This is a genomic window from Cohnella xylanilytica, from assembly GCF_014212175.1.
Classification (GTDB): domain Bacteria; phylum Bacillota; class Bacilli; order Paenibacillales; family Paenibacillaceae; genus Cohnella; species Cohnella xylanilytica.
Genome location: NZ_JACJVR010000068.1, coordinates 63,338 through 86,737 on the forward strand (window position 1 = coordinate 63,338; position 23,400 = coordinate 86,737).

Below are 23,400 nucleotides of genomic sequence, written 5' to 3' on the forward strand. Positions count from 1 at the left end.
AAAAGGTTTTCGAGCCGTTTGTCCATCGACCTGACGTCCCAAGAGGGCGCGCCGGAAGACCGACGGCAAAAGGCCCGAAGGAGAAGTCTCCTTCGGGCCCGTTGACTCGGGTGCCGGACTTATTGCTGGGCGAGCATCTGACGGAGAACCGTCTGCAGGATGCCGCTGTTGCGGTAGTAGTCGACGTCGACCATCGAATCGAGGCGGACGATGACCGGGAATTCGAAGGTCGTGCCGTCTTCGCGCTTGGCGGTGACGTTAACCGTCTGACCCGGCTGCACGTCGTTGCTCAGGCCGGTGATCTCGAACGTCTCGCGTCCGGTGATGCCGAGCGTCTTCCAGCTCTGGCCCGGTTGGAATTGCAGCGGCAGAACGCCCATGCCGACCAGGTTGGAGCGGTGGATCCGCTCGAAGCTCTCGGCGATGACCGCCTTGACGCCGAGCAGGTACGTGCCCTTGGCCGCCCAGTCGCGGGAGGAGCCGGTGCCGTATTCCTTGCCGGCGATGACGACGAGGTTCGTCTTGCTCTTCTGATACTTCATCGAAGCGTCGTAGATGGACATCACTTCGTCGGTCGGCAGGTACGTCGTGACGCCGCCTTCCGTGCCCGGAGCCACTTGGTTGCGGATGCGGATGTTGGCGAACGTGCCGCGCATCATGACCTCGTGGTGTCCGCGGCGGGAACCGTACGAGTTGAAGTCCTTCTTGTCGACGCCGTGCTCAAGCAGGTATTTGCCCGCAGGGCTGTCGACCTTGATGTTGCCGGCCGGCGAGATGTGGTCCGTCGTGACGGAATCGCCCATCAGAGCGAGAACGCGCGCGCTCTTGATGTCGGAGATGTCGCCCGGCTCGGAGCCCAGGTCGGTGAAGAACGGCGGGTTCGCGATGTACGTGGACTTCGGATCCCACTCGTACAGCTCGCCCTTCGGCACCGGAATCTGGTTCCACTGCTCGTTCTGCGTAAAGACGTTCTCGTACTTGGCGCGGAACATCTCGGGGTTCAGGGAGTGGCGAACCGCTTCCTGAATCTCCTCGTTGGTCGGCCAAATATCCTTCAGGTAGACCGGCTCGTTCTTGCTGTCGTAGCCGATCGGCTCGTTCGCCAGGTCGATGTTGACCGTGCCGGCGAGCGCGTAAGCGACGACGAGCGGCGGCGAAGCCAGGTAGTTCGCCTTCACTTGCGCGTGAACGCGGCCTTCGAAGTTCCGGTTGCCGGAGAGAACCGCGGCGACCGTCAGGTCGTTCTCGGCGATCGCTTCGCTCACTTCGTCCGGCAGCGGGCCGGAGTTGCCGATACAGGTCGCGCAGCCGTAGCCGGCGACGTAGAAGCCGAGCTTCTCGAGGTAAGGCAGAAGTCCCGCCTTCGTCAAGTAATCGGTGACGACGAGCGAACCCGGAGTCAGCGAGCTCTTGACGTAAGCCGGCTTCGTCAGGCCGCGCTCGACCGCCTTCTTCGCGACGAGGCCCGCGCCCAGCATAACGCTCGGGTTGGACGTGTTCGTACAGCTCGTGATCGCGGCGATGACGACGGCGCCGGTCGTCAGCTTGCTGACTTGGCCGTTCTTGTGCTTCACTTCGGCCGTCGCGGCGATCTTCTCGTCGGACAGGCCGTAGCCGCCCTTGTCGATCGGCGTGCGGATGATGTCGTTGAACTCTTGCTTCATCGAAGTGAGCTCGACGCGGTCTTGCGGACGCTTCGGACCGGCCAGGCTCGGCACGATCGTGGACAGGTCAAGCTCCAGGATGTCGGAGAACACCGGATCCGGGGTGTCGTCCGTGCGGAACATGCCTTGCGCCTTGTAATAAGCTTCGACGAGCTCGATCTGCTTCTCGTCGCGGCCGGTCAGGCGCATGTAGTTCAGCGTCTCGGAGTCGACCGGGAAGAAGCCGATCGTCGCGCCGTATTCCGGAGCCATGTTGGCGACGGTCGCGCGGTCCGCGAGGCTGATGTTGGACAAGCCGGAGCCGAAGAACTCGACGAACTTGCCGACGACGCCCTTCTTCCGGAGAATCTGCGTAACGGTCAGCGCGAGGTCGGTCGCCGTCGCGCCTTCGGCCAGGCGGCCGGTCAGGCGGAAGCCGATGACTTCCGGCATGACGAAGTACAGCGGCTGGCCGAGCATGCCGGCTTCGGCTTCGATGCCGCCGACGCCCCAGCCTACGACGCCCAGGCCGTTGATCATCGTCGTATGGGAGTCCGTGCCGACGAGGGAGTCCGGGTACACTTCGGTGACGCCGTCCTTCGTCTTCTTCGCGGCGACGGAGGCCAGATATTCCAGGTTGACCTGGTGAACGATACCGGTCGCCGGCGGAACGGCGCGGAAGTTATCGAACGCCGTCTGCGCCCAGCGCAGGAAGCGGTAGCGTTCTTCGTTGCGCTCGAATTCGACGTCCATGTTGTACTTCAGGGCGTCGGCGGTGCCGAACGCGTCGACCATGACGGAGTGGTCGATGACGAGATCGACCGGCACGAGCGGATTGATGCGCTTCGGATCGCCGCCGGCCTTCTTCACGGTCTCGCGCATGGCGGCCAGGTCGACGACGACCGGAACGCCGGTGAAGTCCTGCAGCACGATGCGCGCCGGAATGAACGGAATCTCCTTGTCTTCGCGGCCGTTCGCCCAGTTGGCGAGCTGCTTCACGTGCTCCAGGGTGATGGCGCGTCCGTCGAATTGGCGGATGGCGGCTTCAAGCAGAACCTTGATCGAGAACGGCAGCTTGGATACGGGACCCAAGCCTTGCTCTTCCAGCCCTTGCAGATTGTAGATCCGGTACGATTGGCCGGACACCTGCAGGTCGGACTGAACCTGATAAGGCAGGTTGGACAAAACAATCAGCCTCCCGGTGGAGTTTCATACAGTGAAACTCGATTTCAAAAATAACCTTCAAATTAAGTATACCGTTTGACGCCTCCCCCGTAAAGACGAATTTCGCCTTCCCGGCGCGGAAATAGAAGGCATTCACCGAATCGACATGCCTTCCGTAGGATGCCACTTCCCGCCCGGCCTTCATCCGCGCGCGAGAGGGAAATCGGCGATTCCGTCCCTTCCGGTCCGGAACGCCATAAGCGCGTCGTTCCTGGAGCGGATCGCGCAGAAGCGCGTTCTTCCGGACGCGAATCGCGCATAGGATGGTAGCGACGCTATCTGCGCCATGCGGAAGGGGGAAGTCCGGTGCCGGATCGGGAGAGCGGTTGGCAACAAGCGCTGGTGGATTACGTGAACGCGGTGAACGAGGACGGGCTCGGCGGCCGGGACGGTTCGTTCCGGAGAGTGCCCGACGCCGAGCACCGGGCCCGTCTCGTCCGCAGGTTCTTTACGGCCCGGGGCGACGGCACCGCCCGGCGGAAGCCCGTGCGCAGCGAGATCCGCGCGAGGCTGCTCAGCCAGGCGGAGCGGGCATCCGAGGCGCTCTGCGACGTGCAGATTCACCTGCTGCGCTCCTTCGAGCAGGGGAACCTTCCCTGGGTCGAGGAGAGATTGGACCGGGAGCGCATCCGGTTCATTCAGGCGGGCGGCCGCTGGCGCATCGACCGGATCGAGCCGCTTCAGTCGGAGCATCGCGCAGACGCCTGGCTCGGCGAAGGAAGCCCGGACGGGGGCGCCTGGCACGAACGGACGGTCGTTCCGTCCGTCCCCTACTTGAATCCGGCCGCGACGACGGCCTTCAAGTCGAGGGTGCTGGCCGGACAAGGGACGGCCGGCGGCTGGTGGGGAGACGCGCACGATCCGTCGCGCCGGGGCAGCCGCTACCGGCGGGAGGACGCCGTCGCCTATGCCGAAGCGTGGTGGGACCGCTACAATCCCGAATACGAGGGATTCGAAGTGAACTGCACGAACTACGTCTCCCAGTGCATCTTTGCAGGGGGAGCGCCGATGAACTATACTGGGAGAAGAGAATCGGGCTGGTGGTACAAGGGGCGGGCGAACGGCCAGGAGCTGTGGAGCTACAGCTGGGCCGTGGCGCACAGCCTGCAGCAGTACCTGTCGCAGCCGCGTTCGTATGGCTTGCGGGCGGAGGAGGTCGAATCCCCGAAGCAGCTCATGCCGGGGGACGTCATCTGCTACGACTGGGACGGCAACGGCCGGTTCCAGCACAATACGATCGTGACCGCGTTCACGCCCGACGGCATGCCGCTCGTGAACGCCAATACGGTCAGCAGCCGCCGCCGCTACTGGGATTACCGCGATTCGTACGCCTGGACCGAACAGACCCGATACCGCTTTTTCCATATCGTCGACGAATTCTAGGCAAGGACTCATCCAAGACTTATTCAGCCGGACCGGAGGATACCCATGGGACATAAGGTGCGCGTCGGCCTCGTCTACGGCGGACGCTCGGGAGAGCACGAAGTATCGCTGCAGACGGCTCTAGCCGTGCTTAAGGCATTCGATTACGACAAATACGAACTGATTCCGTTCTATATAACGAAGACCGGCCAATGGCGCTCGGGCCCGCTGCTTCAGGCGCCTCCGGCGGCCGTCGCGGAGCTTCAATTCGAAGGCCGGCCGGAACCTTCCGACTCCGATGGCGTGCAGCTTCAAGCCCAGGCGCTTCTGCCGGTCATCCAGGGGATGTCGGAGAGCGTGCTGGCCGCGAAGGGAGCGCCGGCGGACGACAGACCGATCGACGTCATGTTCCCGCTGCTGCACGGCACCTTCGGCGAAGACGGCACGATTCAAGGATTGTTCGAGATGGCGGGCCTTCCGTACGTCGGAGCGGGCGTTCTCGCTTCCGCGGTCGGCATGGACAAAGCCGCCATGAAGACGATGTTCGCCCAGGCCGGCCTGCCGCAGGTCGGCTATCGTTACTTCACGCGGTTCCAATGGAATCGCGGACGGGAATTCGAGCTGGCGGGCATCGAGGAGTCGCTCGGCTACCCGTGCTTCGTCAAGCCGGCCAACCTCGGCTCGAGCGTCGGGGTGTCCAAGGCGCGCAACCGGGAGGAGCTGGTCGCCGCCATCGAGGAAGCGCTGCGTTACGACCGGAAGGTGATCGTCGAGGAGTTCGTCGACGCGCGCGAGATCGAAGTGAGCGTGCTCGGCAACGACGAGCCCCGCGCTTCCGTTCCCGGCGAGATCGTCAGCTCGAACGAATTCTACGACTACAAGGCCAAGTATATCGACGGCAAGTCGGTCATGGTCATCCCGGCGGAGATTCCGCCGGAGACGGCGCAGGCGATCCGCGAGATGGCCGTCCGCGCCTTCCTCGCGATCGACGGCTCCGGCTTGTGCCGGGCGGACTTCTTCCTGCGGCGCAGCGACGGGGCGGTGTTCATCAACGAAGTGAACACGATGCCGGGCTTCACCCCGTTCAGCATGTATCCGCTCATGTGGAAGGAGACGGGAGTCTCTTACCGCGAGCTGCTCGATACGCTGATCCGGCTGGGGATCGAACGCTACGAGGAGAAGCAGGCGATCGATTACGGCGGCGGAGCGGCGGAATAAGGCGCAGGCCGCAGCGGTACGCCGTGAGCCGATAGGCTCCATGCAAGTCGACTTTACGCATCGCGCCAAGCGCTGACGCCTTCGCCTTGCGCACTAAGAATAACCGCCCTGGCGGGCGCCGCGGATCGGCGCCTCCCGTACCGGCCCGGCCGGCGCGGGAGGCCCGATCTCTTTTATGGCCGCGGACGGATAACGGGCCGCTCGCTCTCCGCTGCCTTTCCATCGCCCGCCGGCTCGGTTTATAATAATCGCAAAACGCGATCGGAGGAATGTCCATGGGGTTCCAGACCGAATTCAATTCCGTATGCAAGTTCAAGTCGGAGCAAGAGCTGTACGAGCTGCTTGAATACGGGCGGGGCAAGATGGTCAAGAAGCAATTCCGCGTCTTCCCGACCGGACAGAAGGTCATCGCCTACTCTCCCGACAACCAGGCCGTGGCGATCGTCCGCATTCTGGCTTCCATCGCGGAGATCAACTTCCAGGGCGAAGAAGTGACGGAAGTGGAGATGGAGCTGGTGCGGCGCCTGACCGAAGAAGAATCGCGGGTGCAGACGGCTCTCGCGCACGAGATGTTCTTCGGCGAGCATTCCGGCGGCTGATCGGGCCGGGAATGGGCACACTCTTGGTAACGCGAGAAGCGACGGGAGCGTGCCTGCCTTGATCGTAAGATTCGGATTTGTCGCGATGTCGGTTCAGCTCGAGAACGCATCCCCGTCCCGGACGATGACGATGGCGAACTTCGCCAAGCTCGCCGACCGCGAGGCGGGGTTGCGCCGTTTGGAGCGGCTGGCGGAGGAGAATCTCCGCAATACGCTTCGCCTGCTCAAGCATTGCAAATATATGGACGTGAAGGTGTACCGCCTGACGTCCAAGCTCATTCCCCTCGCCACGCACGAGGACTTGGCGGATTGGGACCCGTACGCGGCTCTGGCCCCGGCGTTCGCCGAGACGGGAGCCTTCGCGCGGGAGGCCGGCATTCGCCTCTCGTTCCATCCCGACCACTTCACCGTGCTGAGCACGCCCCGAGAGGACGTGCGGGCCAAGTCGGTCAAGGATCTTCGGCACCACGTCCGCATGCTGGAGCTGATGGGGCTCGACGAACGCGCCATGTGCAACATCCACGTCGGGGGCAGCTACGGGGACAAGAAGGCGGCGGCCGGGCGCTTCCTGCGCAACTTCGCGGCTCTGGACGAGGCGATCCGGCGAAGGCTGACGTTGGAGAACGACGACAAGACGTTCACCGCCTCCGAGACGCTGGCCGTCTGCGAGGAGGCCGGGGCGCCGATGGTGCTGGACATCCATCATCATGCGGTCAATAACGAGGGGGACAAGGCGGAAGAGCTGTGGCCGCGCATCCGCGCGACCTGGGAGAGGCGGGAGCGGTCCGGCTTGCCTCCGCTGCCGCCGAAGATACACGCCTCCAGCCCCAAGAGCGCGAGCGACCCGAGAGGGCACGCCGATTACGTCGAGCCCGGGCCGCTGCTCGCCTTCCTGAAGAGCGTCGCGGGCGAGACGCCGGCGCTCGACGTCATGATCGAAGCGAAGCGGAAGGACGAATCGCTGCTCCGCTTGATGGACGACCTGCGGGCGGCGCAGGCGGCCGGCGAGCCGGTGCGGGTTCTGGACGGGGCGAGCGCCGAGGTGCTGGCATGAACGGGGGCGGCGCGCGTCCGGCGAAGCGAATGGCTGGTCGGGCGCGCGGCTTTTTTCGTTTTTCCGAAGAAAAGTTTGCGGATGGATCGGGCGCGCCGCCCGGCCGTCTGGTACAATAACGGTATACTCGCATATCGGTTCATAAAGGGATGATGGAGGCATGTGGCTGGCTTGGGCTTCGATGGTATTGATCGGCGTCGTATCGGCTATTTTCGGAAGCATCGTCGGTCTGGGCGGGGGAATCATTATCGTTCCGTCGCTCGTTCTGCTCGGTCCTTCCCTGTTCGGGGAGACGATCTCCTCGCAGCACGCGGTCGGGACGTCGCTGGCGGTTCTGATCTTCACGGCCCTGTCGGCGACATGGACGTACAAGAAGCAAGGCAAGGTCGATTGGCGAACCGGCTGGCTGTTCTTCGCGACGAGCGGACCGGCGGCGATGGGGGGAGCCGCGATCACGAATCTGATTCCGCAGGGACCGTTCCAACTCGCGTTCGGCGTATTCATGCTGATTATGTTCGGTCTGATGATCGCCCGGGAGAGAATGAAGCCGCTGCAGATCGACTGGAGCATCAAGCGCACGTTCACGGACGGCTCGGGTCAGACGTATACATACGGCTACAACGTGACGCTCGCCTTGATCATCGGCGCGGGAGTCGGCATCTCGTCGGGACTGTTCGGCATCGGCGGAGGCTCTCTGTTCGTCCCCCTCATGGTCTTGCTGTTCCGCTTCCCGCCGCACGTCGCGACCGCGACCTCGATGTTCGTCATTCTGCTGTCGTCGGTGCTCGGAAGCGGCGTGCATCTGTGGCACGGCAACATCGATTGGTATTTGTTCCTCGCGCTGGCGCCGGGCGCGATCGTCGGGGGACGGGTCGGAGCGGTCATCGCCTCGAAGCTGACCGGCAAGCAGCTCATGTGGCTGCTTCGGGTAACCCTGCTGCTGGTGGCGATTTACCTCATCGTTAAAGGCCTGCAGGAGATGTAAAAGGCGAATCGACGAGGGGATTGGCCGGAACCGTCGAAGCGCTTGCAACGTATGTAATGTAGAGTATGAACGCGATGGCCAAGCCCGAATCCGAGAATCGCACGAAGCGACAAGAGAACGAAGAGGCAAGCCTAGCGCCCTATTATATAGAAGATTTGAGGGATGATTCATGGAAGAGAACGAGCAGATTATCGGCAGCAAGAGCTTCACCGCCGTTGCCGTCAACTGCGCGTCCAAGGCGGGGGAATGGATCAAGAGCCGGATCGGACAGTTCGCGGAGCCGGATCTGAAGCATTCGATGCACGACCTGGTGACCGAAGTGGACAAAGGCTCCGAGAGGCTCATCCGCAATCTGATCGGCACTCATTTTCCGCATCATTCGTTCCTGGGAGAAGAAGGCGTCGAGCCCGGACCGGAAGCTTCCGCGAGGGCGCTCGAGAAGGTGAGCGACGCCGAATATTTGTGGATCGTCGACCCGATCGACGGCACGACGAACTATGTGCACGACTTCCCGTTCTATTCGGTGTCGATCGCGCTCGCCCGCAAGGGCCAGGTGATCGTCGGCGTCGTCTACGACCCGTCGCGCGACGAATTGTTCGTCGCCGAGCGGGGCAAGGGAGCGTACGTGCACGGCAAGCGAATGAGCATCTCCGGCGAGAAGGCGCTCCGGCAGAGCCTGGTCGCGACGGGCTTCCCGGCCGACCACACGGCGGCGCTGCCGGCGAACCTGAAGCAGATCCAGGCTGTCGCCCCGCAAGTCCGCAACGTGCGGGTCGCGGGCTCCGCCGCGCTGCATATGGCTTATGTGGCGGCGGGACGGTTAAGCGGATTCTGGGAGATCGGGCTTAACGCCTGGGACCTCGCGGCGGGATCGCTGCTCGTGGAGGAAGCGGGCGGCCGGGTGACCGATCAATCCGGGGAACCGTACCATCTGGGCGTCCGCAACGTGGCGGCGAGCAACGGCTGGATCCACGGCGAGCTGCTGGAGGCTCTGAAGAAGGCGTAACGCTTCTTCGCATGCTCGGCCGGACGGCAGGCCATCCTATGAAGAATAAGGGAGGCGGCAGATGATGATGGCAGACGAGCGGAAGAAGAACGAAGCGCTCGAGCTCGAGACGGAAGAAGGCGCCGCGGCGCCGGGGGGCCGCGGGGCGGCTGAGACTTCGGCCGACGAAGGGCCCTTCGCCCACTCGTCGGCGGCGGAAGCCGAGCTGGCCCGGCATCTGGAAGGGCCGATCGAGACGGGCGATCCGCGGGAGGAAGCGGTCGCGCGCTTGTCGCCCCGCTGGGAGATCCGCGTGCAGGCGGAGTTCGACCCGGTCGCGGAGGAGACGGCCTTGTACCGGAAGATGGCCAAGGAAGCGGACGGCCGTTATGACGGCGACGCTAGAGAATCGAGAAGAAGATCGTGATGAGGGCGGAATTCCCCGCGGAGCGGGGGATTCCGCTTTTTTGCATGCGCGTTAATCCGCCGCGGCTGCTCGCGAGCGGCTAACGGAACCGGCTGCCCTTATTTCGCTCCGTATGCCCCTTCTTCCGGCGACCCGATTGCAAAAACTGCCGAAATGTTAACATTTTGCCGCTGACGCCTTCCCGGGCTTGCCTTACAATGTAGCTTGCGGACGTACGAGGCTCGAGGTTGTTCTCCTCCGGAGGACGGCCTGTTCCCGCGTTCCCGCGCCATCGGACAGACGTTAAAGGGGATACGCGCATGCCCAGAATCAACTTGTTCCGCAAAATCGTCCTCGTCCTGGCCGCCATGCTCGTGCTGATCGCCGGCCTCTACTCCTATTCCAACCGGACGAGTACGGACGTTCTTCGCGAAGAGCTGAACCGTTCGAACACGAGCAAGCTCGACTTTTTCCAATCCCAACTGAACGCCAACATCGATTCGATCTCGCTGTGGCCCAACCTTCTTATTCACGATCCCGACATCTCCGAGCTGAAGGACGCCGAGCCGATCGCCGGTCCCTATCTGGACCTGGAGCAGATCGAGCTCGTGAAGCGCATCCAGCAGAAGCTCAGCACCCAGGAGAGTTCGATCAATTGGAAAAGCTCCCTCTACATCTATTCCCCGAAGCTGAACCGGATGATAAGCGATACCGACGCCGTCACGTACGACGACGGGGAGCTGAAGAGCCGCATGAAGCAGGGCTGGCAGGTGATGCCGATTCCTTCCGAGGGGGAAGGCTCGTTCCAGTTCTCGCTGCTCACGGTCGCCCCCTTCAAGTCGTTCCATAACCCCGCCGACGCCAGCCTCATCATCGAGGTTCGCTTCCGCAGCCAGAATCTCGTGTCGATGCTCGACGACTTCAAGAGCGACAGCCGGCGCGACCCGTTCCTGTACAAGCAAGGGGTCGGCATGATCTTCAACAGCTCGGCCGACCGCAGCGTGGCCAAGGAGCTGGCCGACAAGCTGGAGCGGCAGAAGCTGATGGACGCCAGCAACCAGACGATCTCTCTTCACGGGGAGAAGTATCTGGTCAACACGAAGTGGTCGCCGACGACCGAGTGGTACCTGATCGACTACATCCCGTATTCCGACGTCGTCGGGCCGATCGAGAAGTCCAACAAGCTTTTCTACCTGTCGATCGGTTCTCTGCTCATCATGGGCTGCGTCCTCGCCTATCTGCTGTACGCCCAGGTTCAGGTGCCGATGAAGCGGCTCGTTCACAGCTTCCAGCGGCTCAAGCAGGAGGATTATTCGGTTAGGCTCGTGCCCAAGGGGCGCGACGAGTTCAGCTTCGTCTTCATGCGCTTCAATTCGATGGTGGAGCAGATTCAGGAGCTGTTCGACAAGGTGTATCTGGAGAAAATCCACGTGCGCGAAGCCCGGCTGAAGCAGCTTCAGTCGCAGATCAACCCGCACTTCTTCTACAACTGCTTCTCCTTCATCTCCAGCATGGCGAAGCTGGGCAATAACCGGGCCATCGTCGACATGAGCCAGAACCTGTCCAGCTATTACCGCTACACGACCCGGCAGGAGCGCGACTTCGTGAAGCTGTCGGAGGAGCTCGACTTCGTCACGAGCTACCTGGAGATTCAGCGCCTGCGCATGAACCGGCTGAACTTCGAGGTCGAGCTGCCTTCGTGGCTGCGCCACCTGGAGATTCCGCCGCTGCTCATCCAGCCGCTCGTCGAGAACGCCGTGCAGCACGGCATCGAGGAGAAAGCCGGCGAAGCGAGGATCCGTCTCGCCGTGTCCGGAGAAGGCGGGCGGGTGCGCATCGTCGTGGAGGACAACGGCAAGGGAATGGAGGAGACGGAGCTGCGGAAGCTGGAGAGGAAGCTGGCCGGCCCGATGGACGAAGAGATGGGCTGCGGCCTGTGGAACGTCCATCAGCGGTTGCTGCTGAGGTACGGAGAAGATTCGAGGCTGTCGATCGCGCGCTCCGAACAAGGAGGGCTGCGGGTCGAGCTGGAATGGCGGATGAGCCCGGCGGGCGGTAAGGAGGTCGGAGCATGATCGAGATATTGCTCGTGGACGACGAGTCGTACGTGACGGAGAGCTTGAAAATCACGATTCCGTGGGACAGCCTGGGCGTCCGGTCCGTCTATACCGCTTCGTCGGCCGCCGAGGCGCTGACGATCCTGGAGGCGCAGCCGATCGACATCCTCGTTACGGATATCCGGATGCCGGAGATGGACGGGCTGGAGCTCGTCCGCCTGGTCGCCGAGCGCTGGCCGAACGTGCGCAGGCTGCTGCTGACGGGGCACTCGGACTTCGAGTACGCCAAGAAGGCGATCCAGCTTCAAGTGGCCGGCTATATTCTGAAGCCCGTGGACGACGACGAATTCATGAGATGCGTCCTGGGCGAGATCGAGTCGCTGAAGGACGAATGGGAAGAGACGGAGAGGTACCATAAGCTTCTGTACGACATGAAGTCGGACCGGAGGCGTCTCGCCGAGGATGTGATGAGCGATCTGCTGCTCGGAAGGCAGCTGTCCGAGAGAGCCGTGGCCGACAAGCTGCGGAAGTACGAGATTCCGCTGCGGCCGCAGGCCCCCTCGTTCCTCATGCTCGTTCAGCTCGGCAGCCATTTCGCCGATTACGATCCGGAGTCGCTCTCCCTCATGGAATACGCCGTCGGCAATATCGCCGAGGAGGTGCTCGGCCCGGCTTACCTCGTCTGGCACGGCAAGGCTCCGCACGATTGCCTCGCTCTCGTGGCGACGACGAATCCGGAAGGCCCGGGCGGCGGCGCCGTGCGTCCGCTTCGGGAAGAGACCGGGCGGCTCGCCCGGGAGGTGGGGAAGCAGGTCCGTTCCTATCTGAAAGGCGATATCTCGATCGTCATCAGTCCTTGGTTCGTGTTCCCGGAGGGGATGTCCGAGGCTTACCGCAACGCGCTCGGGACGCTGTTCCGGCATGGCGGAGCGAGCGATTCCGTCATTCTGTTCCAGGAGGACTACCCGGACGCGCCGGGTTCCGTCCGCTCGCTGGAGACTCTGTACAAGCCGCCGACCCTCATCCATCTGCTGGAATCGAAGCAGTGGACGGCGGCCGAGGCGAAGATCGCGGAGGTGTTCGGGTATTTGGAGACGGAGAAGGCGGCCGTCACGCGGGAGCATCTTTTCGAAGTGTATCTGTGGATCGCGAACGCCTGCCTGTACGCCGCTCACCGGCACGGAGTGCTCGTTCACCAGATCGACGCGGCGGGAGCCGACCTGTTCATCGACCGGAGCATGGTTCAATCGCCGGAGAGGCTGCGCCGCTGGGCGTCGGAGCTGTTCGGGAAGCTGAAGGAGGAGCTGTCCGACACCGACGTGTACGCGAGGGGCCATCTCATCAAGCAGGTGCAGGAGCTGGTCACGCGGGACATCGGGCTCGACATCTCGGTGAAGACGATCGCGGAGAAGGTCTACCTGCACCCCGTCTACCTGTCGAAGATCTACAAGAGCGAGACGGGCGAGAGCCTCGGCGATTATATGATCCGCATCCGCATGGAGAGGGCGCTCTACCTGCTCAAGCATACGAACAAGAAGATTTACGAGATTACGGCCGAGCTCGGCTACCAGAATCCGCAATATTTCAGCAAGATGTTCAAAAAGCATTACGGCATGACGCCGCACGAGTACCGCGACTGAGGGGGCGCGCGGTCGCGTTCGGGCCGCTCCGGCCTGTCGCTTCCGAGACGAGGAGCCCGAATGCCGCGTCGCTCCCCGCGACAATGGTTGGCAAAGGTGCAGAAATCTTCGATTAATGACATAGGTCGGCGCGCGGGTCTTCCCTATAATTAGCCTTAGCAAGCATCCAAGCCATAGGGGGAACAGTATGAAAGCGATGACCAGAAAAAGCGCGCTCGCAGCCGCCGCCTTGATGTTGGCCGCGACCGGCCTCTCGGCGTGTTCCGGCTCGAACGGCAATAACGACGGGAACGGGAACGCCGCCAGCCCCTCCGCCGGGACGAGTCCGTCGGCTTCGGCGTCCGCGTCGTCTTCGCCGGCCAGCGCCTACAAGGACAAATACGATCCGCCCGTCACCATCTCGACCGTCTGGGGCGTCGACCCGGCGCTGAAGTTCAAGAACGGCGAGTCGATCGAGAACAACGTCGCGACGAAGTGGGCGCTCGACACGCTCGGCATCAAGATCGAGTCGCTCTGGTCGGTCACGGACTCGAACAACGCCTTCGTCACGAAGATGCGGCTGGCGATGTCGTCGAGCCAGAAGCTTCCCGACGTCGTCACGATCGGAACCGGCGGCGATTACGACCAGCTCGCGCAGGATCTGATCGACACCGGCAAGTTCCGCGAGGTCGGCACGCTGTTCGACCAATACGCGAACGACAAGTGGAAGGCGGCCATGGAACTCGACCCGAACGTCTGGAACCCGTACATCCGCGACGGGAAGAAGATGGGCATCCCGGTTCTCGATTACGCTTACAATCACGACTACCTGCTCTGGATCCGCCAGGACTGGCTGGATAAGCTGGGACTGCAAGCGCCCAAGACGCTGGACGACCTCGAGAAGGTCATGGACGCGTTCAAGAACAAGAACCCGGACGGCCTGAAGCCGGACAAAGTCATTCCTCTGTCCATCGGCTTCAAGACGACGATGAACACGTGGATGGGCGATCCGTCCTGGGTGTTCGGGGCGTACGGCACGATCCCGGACCAATGGAACGTGGCAGCGGACGGAAGCCTCGAATGGGGCTCGATCAACCCGGCTTCGAAGCAGGCTCTGCAGAAGCTGAAGGAATGGCGCGACAAGGGCTACATTCCGACCGAAGCGGCGCTGTGGGACGAGAACAAGACGTCCGAGCCCGCGATCGCCGGCACGGCGGGCATCATCCCCGGCCCTTACTGGATGAGCGGCTGGCCGCTCCAGGATACCGCCAAGAACGTTCCGGGCGCGGTATGGAAGCCGTACGCGATCCCGACCGGACCGGACGGCAAGGCCGGACGCCACGGCACGAACTTCACGAGCGGCGTCACGCTGATCAACAAGGACATGGAGCATCCGGAAGCGCTGTTCACGTACCAGAACTACCTGTTCGACAACCTGGCCGACCCGCAGCCGGGCAGCCAATGGGACATCGGCGTGTTCAAGGGCTACGACTACGACCTCGACGCCAGCGGCAACCCGCTGTACCTGGATAAGATTCCGGGCGGCGAAGTCAACATCAACCGCTACTGGCTCGTCAAGGACGGCGCGCGCATTCCGGACGCCCAGATGAAGGCTCTCCAGAAGCTGGCGAGCGGCGCCGAGCCGACGACCCGTCTGGAGAAGGAAGTCAAGAACAACTACGGGGCGGAGACCCCGGCGGCGGCCCAGGTGCTGCTGTCCCAGCCGGACATCTCCTTCAAGGACATGTACACCGGACCGGCGACGCCGACGATGACGTCCAAGCAGGACTACCTGCGGAAGATCGAGCTGCAGACGTTCAACGAGATCATCTACGGCAAGAAGGACATCTCGGCGTTCGACAAGTTCGTCTCCGACTGGAAGTCCGCGGGCGGAGACAAGATGACGCAAGAAGTGAACGAATGGTACAAAAGCATGAAGTAACCGCGAGCGGTTACTTCAGGAGGGGCAGCCAGAAATAGCGGCTGCCCTTTTTCTCGCATGTCCGCATCTACACTCCGTCCCGACCCATCCCACCCCATCCAAGCCCCACGGTTACGCCCCCGCCGACAGTTATCGGAAGAACGATGAAGAGAGTAACTAGGCTACGCACATTCCCGGCAATGGATGAATGAACGACCAAGAGAGTAACCGGATGACTCACATTCCCGAGAATCACCGGAAAAATGGAAAAGAGAGTAACTGGATGACTCACATTTTCGGGAATCACCGGAAGAATGGCAAAGAGAGTAACTGGATTACCTACATTCCCGGGACTGGGGCGGAGTTGTTGACTGAAAGGCAGCAACGAGAGGCGAGCAGGCGAGGCTACGGGGACGCACCGTTCGCCCGCCCGGCAAAGTAGTTGCGATAATGCCATCAATGTTGCTTTAGCTCGCTACTTCGCCGCGGAGAGCGTTGCTATAATCTCCCTATATCGAACAAGGAGGCTGCAAGATGCGCTATCTCAGACGAACCTGGCCTTTCCACCTGATGCTTCTTCCGGCGCTCGCGCTGCTGATCGTCTTCAACTACGTCCCGATGGGCGGCATCGTCATGGCTTTCCAGGACTACAAGCCGTGGCTGCATATAAGCGGCTCCGAATGGATCGGCCTCGACAACTTCCGCGCGCTGTTCGAGCGGGAGGACAGCCTGCAGGTGATCTGGAACACGCTCGTCATCTCGGTGTTCAAAATCGTGTTCAACCTGCTGACGCCCTTCGTCTTCGCGATTCTGCTGAACGAGGTGCGCGTGCGGTTCCTCGGGCGGACGATCCAGACGCTCGTCTACTTGCCCCACTTCCTGTCGTGGGTCATCCTCGGCGGCATTCTCGTCGAATTCCTCTCCTCGGACGGAGGCTTCGTCAACCGGGTGCTGCACGAACTGTTCGGCATCCCGCCGATCTTCTTCCTCGGCGAAGGCGACTGGTTCCGGTTCACGGTCATCGTCTCCGAGGTATGGAAAGAGTTCGGCTACGGGACGATCGTGTTCCTGGCCGCTCTCGCGAACATTAACCCGTCGCTCTACGAAGCCGCGGAGATGGACGGGGCGAGCCGCTGGAAGCAGACGCTGCACATCACGGTTCCTTCCCTCATCCCGATGGCTATCGTCGTCGGCACGCTGTCGCTCGGCAACATTCTGAACGCCGGCTTCGACCAGATTTTCAACCTGTACAATTCGCTGGTCATGGACAAGGGCGACATCATCGACACGTTCGTCTACCGCACCGCGATCAACGACGGGCAATTCGGCTTCGCCACGGCCGTCGGGCTGTTCAAGTCGGTCATCAGCATGATTCTGATCGTCATCTCTTACCGGCTGGCTTACAAGCTGGCGAATTACCGGGTGTTCTAAGGAGGGACCGCGATGTATCACAAAACGCTTCCATACCGCATCTTCAACGTCATCAACACGTGCTTCCTCGTCGCCGTCGCCCTCATGTGCATCATTCCGCTTATTCACGTGTTCGCCGTCTCCTTCAGCGCGAAGTCGGCGGCGGACGGCAACCTCGTCGGGCTGTGGCCGGTCCGCTTCTCGACGGTAGCCTACGAGAAAACGATCGACAACCCGGTGTTCCTCCATTCCCTGTGGGTGTCGGTCAAGCGGACGGTCATCGGCACGGTCGGCATCCTTCTGGTGGCGTGCCTCGCGGCGTACCCGCTGTCGAAGGAGAACGCGCAGTTCCGCGGCCGCTCCGTCTACGCGTGGGCGTTTGTTTTTACGATGATTTTCAACGGGGGGCTCGTGCCCTTCTACATCGTCATCCAGCGGCTGCATCTGATGGACTCGTTCTGGGTGCTCGTCATCCCCGGGCTGGTCAACGTCTGGCTGATCGTCCTGCTGATGAACTTCTTCCGCGGGATTCCGAAGGAGCTGGAGGAAGCGGCGCTGATCGACGGAGCGGGCCACCTCGGCATCCTGATGCGCGTCTACCTGCCCGTGTCGCTGCCGGCGCTTGCCACCTTGGGGCTGTTCGCGATGGTGTGGCACTGGAACTCCTGGTTCGACGGCCTGCTGTACATCAGCAGCAAGGAGGATTACCCGCTCGCGTCCTTCCTGCAGACGGTCATCGTCTCCCGCGACATGAGCTCGATGAACTTCTCCAAGCAAGAGTTCGATCTGCTCTCCCAGAAGACGATCAACGCGGCCCAGATCTTCATCGGCGCTCTTCCGGTGCTTGTCGTGTATCCTTTTTTGCAGAAGTTTTTCGTCAAGGGGCTCGTGATGGGGTCCGTGAAGGAGTAACGAGGAATTCGGGTTAAGCGAGGGATTGGGGTATGGCTCAGGTAGGAAAAGAAGCGAAAAGCCTAAAGAACGCCGAACGGGAGGAGGCGGGACGCGGGATGGTGCCGGATTCGTTCGACATCGGCATGGACGTCTCGTTCCTCGACGAAATCGAGAGCGAGGGCGGCCGGTTTTACGGAGAGGACGGGGCGGAAGCCGACGCCCTCGAGCTGCTCCGGCGCGGCGGCACGAACGCCATCCGCCTGCGCATCTGGAACGATCCGCCCGGGGGCTACTGCAACCTGGAACGGACACTGGAGATGGCGAAGCGAATCAAGGCGCACGGCTTCCGGTTCCTGCTCGACTTCCACTACTCGGACCGCTGGGCCGACCCGGCCCACCAGCATAAGCCGAAGGCGTGGGAGAAGCTGGATTACGAGGAGCTCAAGGAAGCCGTCCGGGAGTATACGTACCGCGTGCTGGTCATGCTGGCCGCGCAGGGCACTCCGCCGGACGCCGTGCAGATCGGCAACGAGATTACGCCGGGCATGCTGTGGGACGACGGCAAAGTCGACGGCGAGTTCGATACGGACGAGCAGTGGGCCAAGCTGGCCGGGCTCGCATCCGCGGGCGTCGCGGCGGCGCGCGAAGCGATTCCGGAGGCGGAGGTCATGATCCATATCGACCGGGGAGGAGACTGGGCTTCCAGCGAACGGTTTTTCACCCGGTTCGAGCGGCTCGGCGTCGACTATGACGGCATCGGACTCTCTTATTACCCGTGGTGGCACGGCACGCTGGCCGATCTGCGCGAGACGTTGCACGGGCTGGCCGCGCGGTTCGGGAAGCCGATCTACGTCGTGGAGACGGCGTACCCGTGGACGCTCGCGAAGCGGGACGGCCATGCGTTCATCGTGACCGGCGAAGAGCAGCTGCACGAGGGCTACGAAGCGACGCTGGCCGGGCAAGCCCGGTATTGGCGGGACGTCGCCGAGATCGTCCGGCGGATGCCGGGCGGCTTGGGCGCCGGGATCTATTGGTGGGAGCCGGCGTGGATTCCGTCGAAGCCGGACTGGTCGGTCGGTCATCCGAACAATTGGTCGAACCTGACGCTGTTCGATTGGGACGGCAAGGAGCTGCCGGCGCTGAAGGCGATTCGCCCTGTCGCGGCGGCGCCAGAGGCAGCGTCGGAGTCGCTGTAAGCGGCATGGAGACGGCTAGAGGCATTGGGTACGGGTGAGGCAGGGCACAGGAAGGGCAAAGGAAGGGCACAGGAAGGGCACAGGAAGGGCACAGGAAGGGCATAGGGCCCGGTGAAGAGGCATGAGAGCAAGAAGAGACATGAGGCTGGTACGAGGCACAGGGCAGGTTAATTCGCAGAGGAGGTTGGCGGAAGTGAGGCTGATAGCTAGGTTGGAAGAGAGAGCGAAAGAGAGAGCGAAAGGGCGGACGGGTTCGGTTCGGGCGTCCATCGCGAAGAAAATTGCAAGCGCTGTCATCGCGGCGACGTTGGCGTTCGGCGGAGTGCTCCCGTCGTTGCCGGGCGCGGGGGCGGCGGCGGGACGAGCCGAGGCGGCGGATGCGGGTACGGGTACAGAGGCGGCACGGACGGATATTGACGCGGCTGCAACTGCCGTTAATGCGAACCTGGCGGTCAATCCCGGCTTCGAAGACAGCGCGGGCGACTGGTCGGGCTGGACCTACGAGGGGACGGCGGGCGCCTTGACGATCAAGACGGACACGCCGTCCAGCAACAACGTCCGCTCCGGGGAACGCTCGGCCAGCTACTGGAGCGCGGGCGACTACCAGTTCAAGCTCTATCAGACGATCACCGGGCTGGAGAACGGCGAATACGCGCTGAAGGCGTGGTCGTCGGGCGATCCCGGCAACCGTTCGCTCCGCCTGTTCGCCGACGGCTTCGGCGGCGAGAAACGGTCGACGCCCATCGACAATTCCGGATGGGGGACGATCTCTTCCTATACGGTCGACCATATCCAGGTGACGAACGGGCAGGCGACGATCGGCTTCGAGGTCGATTCGGTCGGGGGCAAATGGGGATTTTTCGACGACGTGGAGTTCTACCGAATGGCCGATCCGGGAGCCGCGCCGACGTGGGCGGCCGACAAGTCGCTGACGGTCGAGTCGGTCGCCTCGCGCGGGGCGGCGCTGAAGTGGTCGGGCGCGACGGACGGGACGGGCGTGACGCAGTACCGGGTCTACCTGAACGGCCAGCTCAAGGCGACGACGTCCTCGGCGTCTTCCCGGCTGACGGGCCTCGCGCCGGGAACCGCCTATACGGTCAAGGTGGAAGCCGGCGATGCCGCCGGGCTGTGGAGCGAGGACGGACCCGAGGCGGCATTCGAGACGCCGGAGGCCGGGGGCAGTGAGGAGTTCATCAAGGGAGCCGACATCTCGACCTTGCAGGCGATCGAAGACGCGGGCGGCAAGTATTACGAGAACGGACAGGAGAAGGACCTGCTGGCGATTCTGAAGGACCGCGGCGTCAACTACATCCGGCTGCGCCTCTGGAACGATCCGGTCGAAGCCGACGGCTACAACGACAAGGCGCACGTGATCGAGATGGCGAAGCGGGTGAAGGAAGCGGGCCTCAAGCTGCTGCTCGACTTCCACTATTCGGACTTCTGGGCCGACCCGGGCAAGCAGGTCAAACCCGCCGCCTGGAGCAGCCTGGGCTACGACGAGCTGAAGAAGGCGGTGTACGACTACACGACGGAGGTGCTCGGCGAGCTGGAGGCGGAGGGCGCTTACCCGGACATGGTGCAGGTCGGCAACGAGATCAACTCGGGGATGCTGCTGCCGGACGGCTCCGTAAGCGACTACGATAAGCTGGCCGGGCTGCTCGCCGAAGGCATTCGCGGCGTCCGCGACACGACGCCTCCCGGGCAGGAGACGAAGGTTATGCTTCATCTGGCGGAAGGGGGCAATAACGGGGTTTTCCGCGGCTTCTTCGACGCGATGACGCAGAGGAACGTCGATTTCGACGTGATCGGTTTTTCCTATTATCCGTTCTGGCACGGCACCCTCGGACAGCTCAAAAACAACCTGAACGACATCGCGGCCCGCTACGGCAAGGAGGTCGTCGTCGCGGAGACGTCGTACGGCTACACGCTTGCGGACGGGGACGGCTGGGCGAACTCGTTCGGGCAGGCGGAGGCGGACGAGGCGGGCTTCCCGGCGACGGTCGAAGGCCAGAAGCGGCTGGTGACGACGGTGATGAACACGGTGGCGCACGTGCCGGACGGCTTGGGCCTCGGCGTGTTCTACTGGGAGCCGGCGTGGATTCCCGTTCCGAAGAACGCGAAGGGCGAATACCAGGCAGGGTGGAAAAGCAAGGAAGGCAACGCTTGGGACAATCAAGCGATGTTCGACTTCAAGGGCAATGCGCTCGATTCGCTGGACGCCTTCGCCTTCGAGCCGGGCGACCTGCCGGACGTCCTGCCGGTGTCCGTCAAGGCTCCGGAGGGCGTGACGGTTCCCGCGAACGCGTCCGTCGAGGAAGCCTCCGCGCGGCTGCCGGAGAGCGTGGACGTGCTTTTCAACGAGGGAAGCTTCCGGGCCGTGCCCGTCGCCTGGTCCGCGATCGACCCGGAGGCTCTGACGCGGATCGGGACGTTCGAGCTGACCGGCACGGTGCAGGATATCGGCGAGACGGTGCGGATCGCCGTTACGGTCAGCGCGTACAAGAACGTGCTGGGCAACCCGGGCTTCGAGGAGGACTACGACTTCGGCGGATGGACGCTGACGGGAACGCCCGGCGCGGCGAAGGTGAAGGAGGACTCGGGGAACGCGTACTCGGGCACCCATGCGGTCAATTATTACGCGGCTTCGGACTTTGCGTTCGAGCTGGCGCAGAAGGCAACCGGGCTTGTCAACGGCCGTTACGTGCTCAAGGCACGGGTGTCGGGCGGAGGCGGGGAGCGGTCACTGCGCCTGTTCGCTTCGGGCTTAGGCGGGGAGCCGGCGACCGGGGACAACGTTGCGAATACCGGCTGGAAAAACTGGAACGAACCGGCGCTGGCCTTCGACGTGACGAACGGGGAGGCGACGGTTGGCCTCGCGGCGGACGCTCCGGGCGGGACGTGGGGCTGGATCGACGATTTCGAGCTGTATCGGGAAGTCGCGGTGCCCGAGTGGCGGACGGACAAGAAGCTGGCCGCTTCGTCGGTGGGCGCGAGGAAGCTGAAGCTCGAGTGGAGCGGCGTGGCGAATCCCGAAGGGCTGGCGGGATACAAGATTTACGCGGACGGCCGGAAAATCGCGACGGTAGGCGGAGCGGCGACCTCCTATGAGGTGACGGGGCTCGCGCCGAAGACGTCCTATGCGTTCAAGGTGGAAGCGAGCTACGACGGAGCGGTCTGGACTTCGACCGGACCGGAGGTCACGGTCAAGACGGCGTCCTCGTCCGGAGGCGGCGGATCGGGTCCGACGACGGAGGAGCCTGCCGGCGGGAAGGGCGAGGGCGCCGGTGTTGGCGGAGGCGTGTTCGAGGTCGCGGAGTCCGATCTTCTGGCTGGCGAAGGGGATGCGGCCATCGTTCGCGTGCCGGCTGGAGCGGGAACGGTTCGACTGCCCGCGCAGGCGTCCGCGCTGCTGAACGGCCGGGCGCTGGATCTGCGGGCGGACGGGATAGAGGTGCGAATCCCCGCCGCTCTCCTGAAGCGGCTCGGGGAGAAGCTAGGCGCGAATGCGAGCGAAGGCGCGAACGGGGACAAAGCGGCTGCCGGCGCGATCTCGTGGAGGATGGAGCCGCTCGGGAAAACGGGCGCGGAGAGCTTGCGGGCGTCGCTGGCGGCCGGAATGGGGGCGTCCGTGCGGACCGTCGGGGGCGCGTACGAATTCGCGCTGTCCATCGCGTCGGCGGACGGGAAGAAGTCGGAGGCGCTAACGGAGTTCGCCGAGCCGGTCGTCATCCGGCTGGCGGCCGATCCGACCGCGGATGCCGTCGCGACGGGAATCTATACTGCGCCGGCCGACGCGGCAGGCGGGACGCCCCTGTACGTCGGCGGGAAACTGCGCGACGGGATGTACGAGACGGCGGTCGTCCGTCCGGGCCGTTATGTTCTGGCGGAGGCGAACAAGACGTTCGCCGACGTGGGCGCCGGTCACTGGGCGTCCGAAGCCATTCGCCTGCTGGCGGCTCGGCAAGCGGCGAAGGGCGTCGGGATCGCCGGCGGCGTGGGCGGCGTTAGCGGCGCTGGGGGCGTTGACGGCGACAAGTTCGAGCCGTCCCGCGCGGTCACCCGCGCCGAATTCGCGGCGCTGCTCGTGAGGATTTTGGGCTCGCAGGCGGGGGCGGATTCGGGCGCCAGCGCGGGCACGGGCGAGTCGGCTGCTGCGGCGGCGCCGGGCGAGAGCGGCGCGAGTGCGGATGAAGCGGCGCCGGGTGAGAGCGGCGCGAATGCGGGTGAAGCCGCGCCGGGCGAGAGCGGCGCGGGTGCGGATGAAACGACGCCGGGAATGAGCGGCACGAGTGCGGGTGAAGCAGTGCCAGGGGCGGGCGGCGCGAATGCAAGCGCGCAGGCGTTCGCGGACGTGCCCGCGGACGCCTGGTACGCGGCGGAAGTCGCCGCCGCCGCGAAGATGGGGCTCGCGAACGGGCGGGATGGCCGCACGTTCGACCCGAACGGCGCCATCACCCGCGAGGAGATGGCGGCGATGGCCGTGAAGGCCGCCGCGCTGCTCGGCGGGCGCGAGCTTCCGGCCGCGGGGGCGGCCGGCTTCGCCGACGCGGCCGCGATCTCGCCGTGGGCCGAGCGCTACGTGGCCGCCGCGGCGGAGTGGAAGCTGGCGCAAGGGCGAGGCCAAGGCCTCTTCGCGCCGCAAGGCACGGTCACGCGCGCCGAGGCCGCGCAGATCGCGGCTAACCTGCTGCGCTTGGCCGATTCGGGCCAATAGAAGACGCGAAGCCTCGCGAGCGTCCCAATGCCGAATTTTTCGGCATTGGAAGCCGCCGCGGGGCCTCACTTGCTCGTGAATGCCGAATTTTTCGGCATTGGAAGCCGCCGCGG

Annotated in this window: 15 protein-coding genes; 14 read left to right on the forward strand and 1 reads right to left on the reverse strand. The window is 63.6% G+C overall.

Features of this window, described 5'->3' with window-relative positions:
• Positions 1 to 119: 119 nt before the first annotated feature.
• Positions 120 to 2,834, reverse strand: coding sequence for an aconitate hydratase AcnA (gene acnA / locus H7B90_RS17555; protein WP_185137219.1), 2,715 nt, complete (start codon positions 2,832 to 2,834; stop codon positions 120 to 122).
• Positions 2,835 to 3,173: 339 nt separating this feature from the next.
• On the opposite strand from acnA, the gene H7B90_RS17560 reads away from it, so the two are divergent.
• The 14 genes from H7B90_RS17560 (at position 3,174) to H7B90_RS17625 (ending at position 23,287) form a co-directional block, all read left to right on the forward strand.
• Entirely contained in the window at positions 3,174 to 4,250 is a 1,077-nt protein-coding gene (locus tag H7B90_RS17560) for an amidase domain-containing protein (protein WP_185137191.1), read from the forward strand.
• A 45-nt stretch (positions 4,251 to 4,295) separates the two neighbouring features.
• Positions 4,296 to 5,447, forward strand: coding sequence for a D-alanine--D-alanine ligase (locus tag H7B90_RS17565; RefSeq protein WP_185137192.1), 1,152 nt, complete (start codon positions 4,296 to 4,298; stop codon positions 5,445 to 5,447).
• Between the two features lie 275 nt (positions 5,448 to 5,722).
• Positions 5,723 to 6,046: a hypothetical protein gene (locus H7B90_RS17570; protein WP_185137193.1), complete on the forward strand. Its 324-nt coding sequence runs from the start codon at positions 5,723 to 5,725 to the stop codon at positions 6,044 to 6,046.
• Between the two features lie 58 nt (positions 6,047 to 6,104).
• Complete coding sequence (gene uvsE / locus H7B90_RS17575) at positions 6,105 to 7,100, forward strand: UV DNA damage repair endonuclease UvsE (protein ID WP_185137194.1); 996 nt, start codon at positions 6,105 to 6,107, stop codon at positions 7,098 to 7,100.
• A gap of 160 nt (positions 7,101 to 7,260) precedes the next feature.
• Positions 7,261 to 8,085, forward strand: a complete 825-nt coding sequence (locus H7B90_RS17580) for a sulfite exporter TauE/SafE family protein (protein WP_185137195.1) — start codon at positions 7,261 to 7,263, stop codon at positions 8,083 to 8,085.
• A gap of 169 nt (positions 8,086 to 8,254) precedes the next feature.
• Positions 8,255 to 9,091, forward strand: a complete 837-nt coding sequence (locus tag H7B90_RS17585; protein WP_185137196.1) for an inositol monophosphatase family protein — start codon at positions 8,255 to 8,257, stop codon at positions 9,089 to 9,091.
• A 61-nt stretch (positions 9,092 to 9,152) separates the two neighbouring features.
• On the forward strand, positions 9,153 to 9,497 hold the full coding sequence (locus H7B90_RS33450; protein WP_306421773.1) for a hypothetical protein: 345 nt from the start codon (positions 9,153 to 9,155) through the stop codon (positions 9,495 to 9,497).
• 299 nt (positions 9,498 to 9,796) lie between these two features.
• Positions 9,797 to 11,551, forward strand: a complete 1,755-nt coding sequence (locus H7B90_RS17595; RefSeq protein ID WP_185137197.1) for a sensor histidine kinase — start codon at positions 9,797 to 9,799, stop codon at positions 11,549 to 11,551.
• Positions 11,548 to 13,173: a response regulator gene (locus H7B90_RS17600; RefSeq protein ID WP_185137198.1), complete on the forward strand. Its 1,626-nt coding sequence runs from the start codon at positions 11,548 to 11,550 to the stop codon at positions 13,171 to 13,173. The genes H7B90_RS17595 and H7B90_RS17600 overlap by 4 nt, the downstream gene beginning before the upstream one ends.
• Before the next feature lie 187 nt (positions 13,174 to 13,360).
• A complete protein-coding gene (locus H7B90_RS17605; protein WP_185137199.1) occupies positions 13,361 to 15,094 on the forward strand; it encodes a type 2 periplasmic-binding domain-containing protein in 1,734 nt (577 codons plus the stop codon).
• A gap of 513 nt (positions 15,095 to 15,607) precedes the next feature.
• Positions 15,608 to 16,504, forward strand: coding sequence for an ABC transporter permease (locus H7B90_RS17610; protein WP_185137200.1), 897 nt, complete (start codon positions 15,608 to 15,610; stop codon positions 16,502 to 16,504).
• Positions 16,505 to 16,516: 12 nt separating this feature from the next.
• Entirely contained in the window at positions 16,517 to 17,395 is an 879-nt protein-coding gene (locus H7B90_RS17615) for a carbohydrate ABC transporter permease (protein ID WP_185137201.1), read from the forward strand.
• 98 nt (positions 17,396 to 17,493) lie between these two features.
• On the forward strand, positions 17,494 to 18,573 hold the full coding sequence (locus H7B90_RS17620; RefSeq protein WP_185137202.1) for a glycoside hydrolase family 53 protein: 1,080 nt from the start codon (positions 17,494 to 17,496) through the stop codon (positions 18,571 to 18,573).
• 193 nt (positions 18,574 to 18,766) lie between these two features.
• Positions 18,767 to 23,287 (forward strand): glycosyl hydrolase 53 family protein, encoded by a 4,521-nt coding sequence (locus H7B90_RS17625; protein ID WP_185137203.1) that lies wholly within the window; start codon positions 18,767 to 18,769, stop codon positions 23,285 to 23,287.
• Positions 23,288 to 23,400 lie beyond the last annotated feature (113 nt).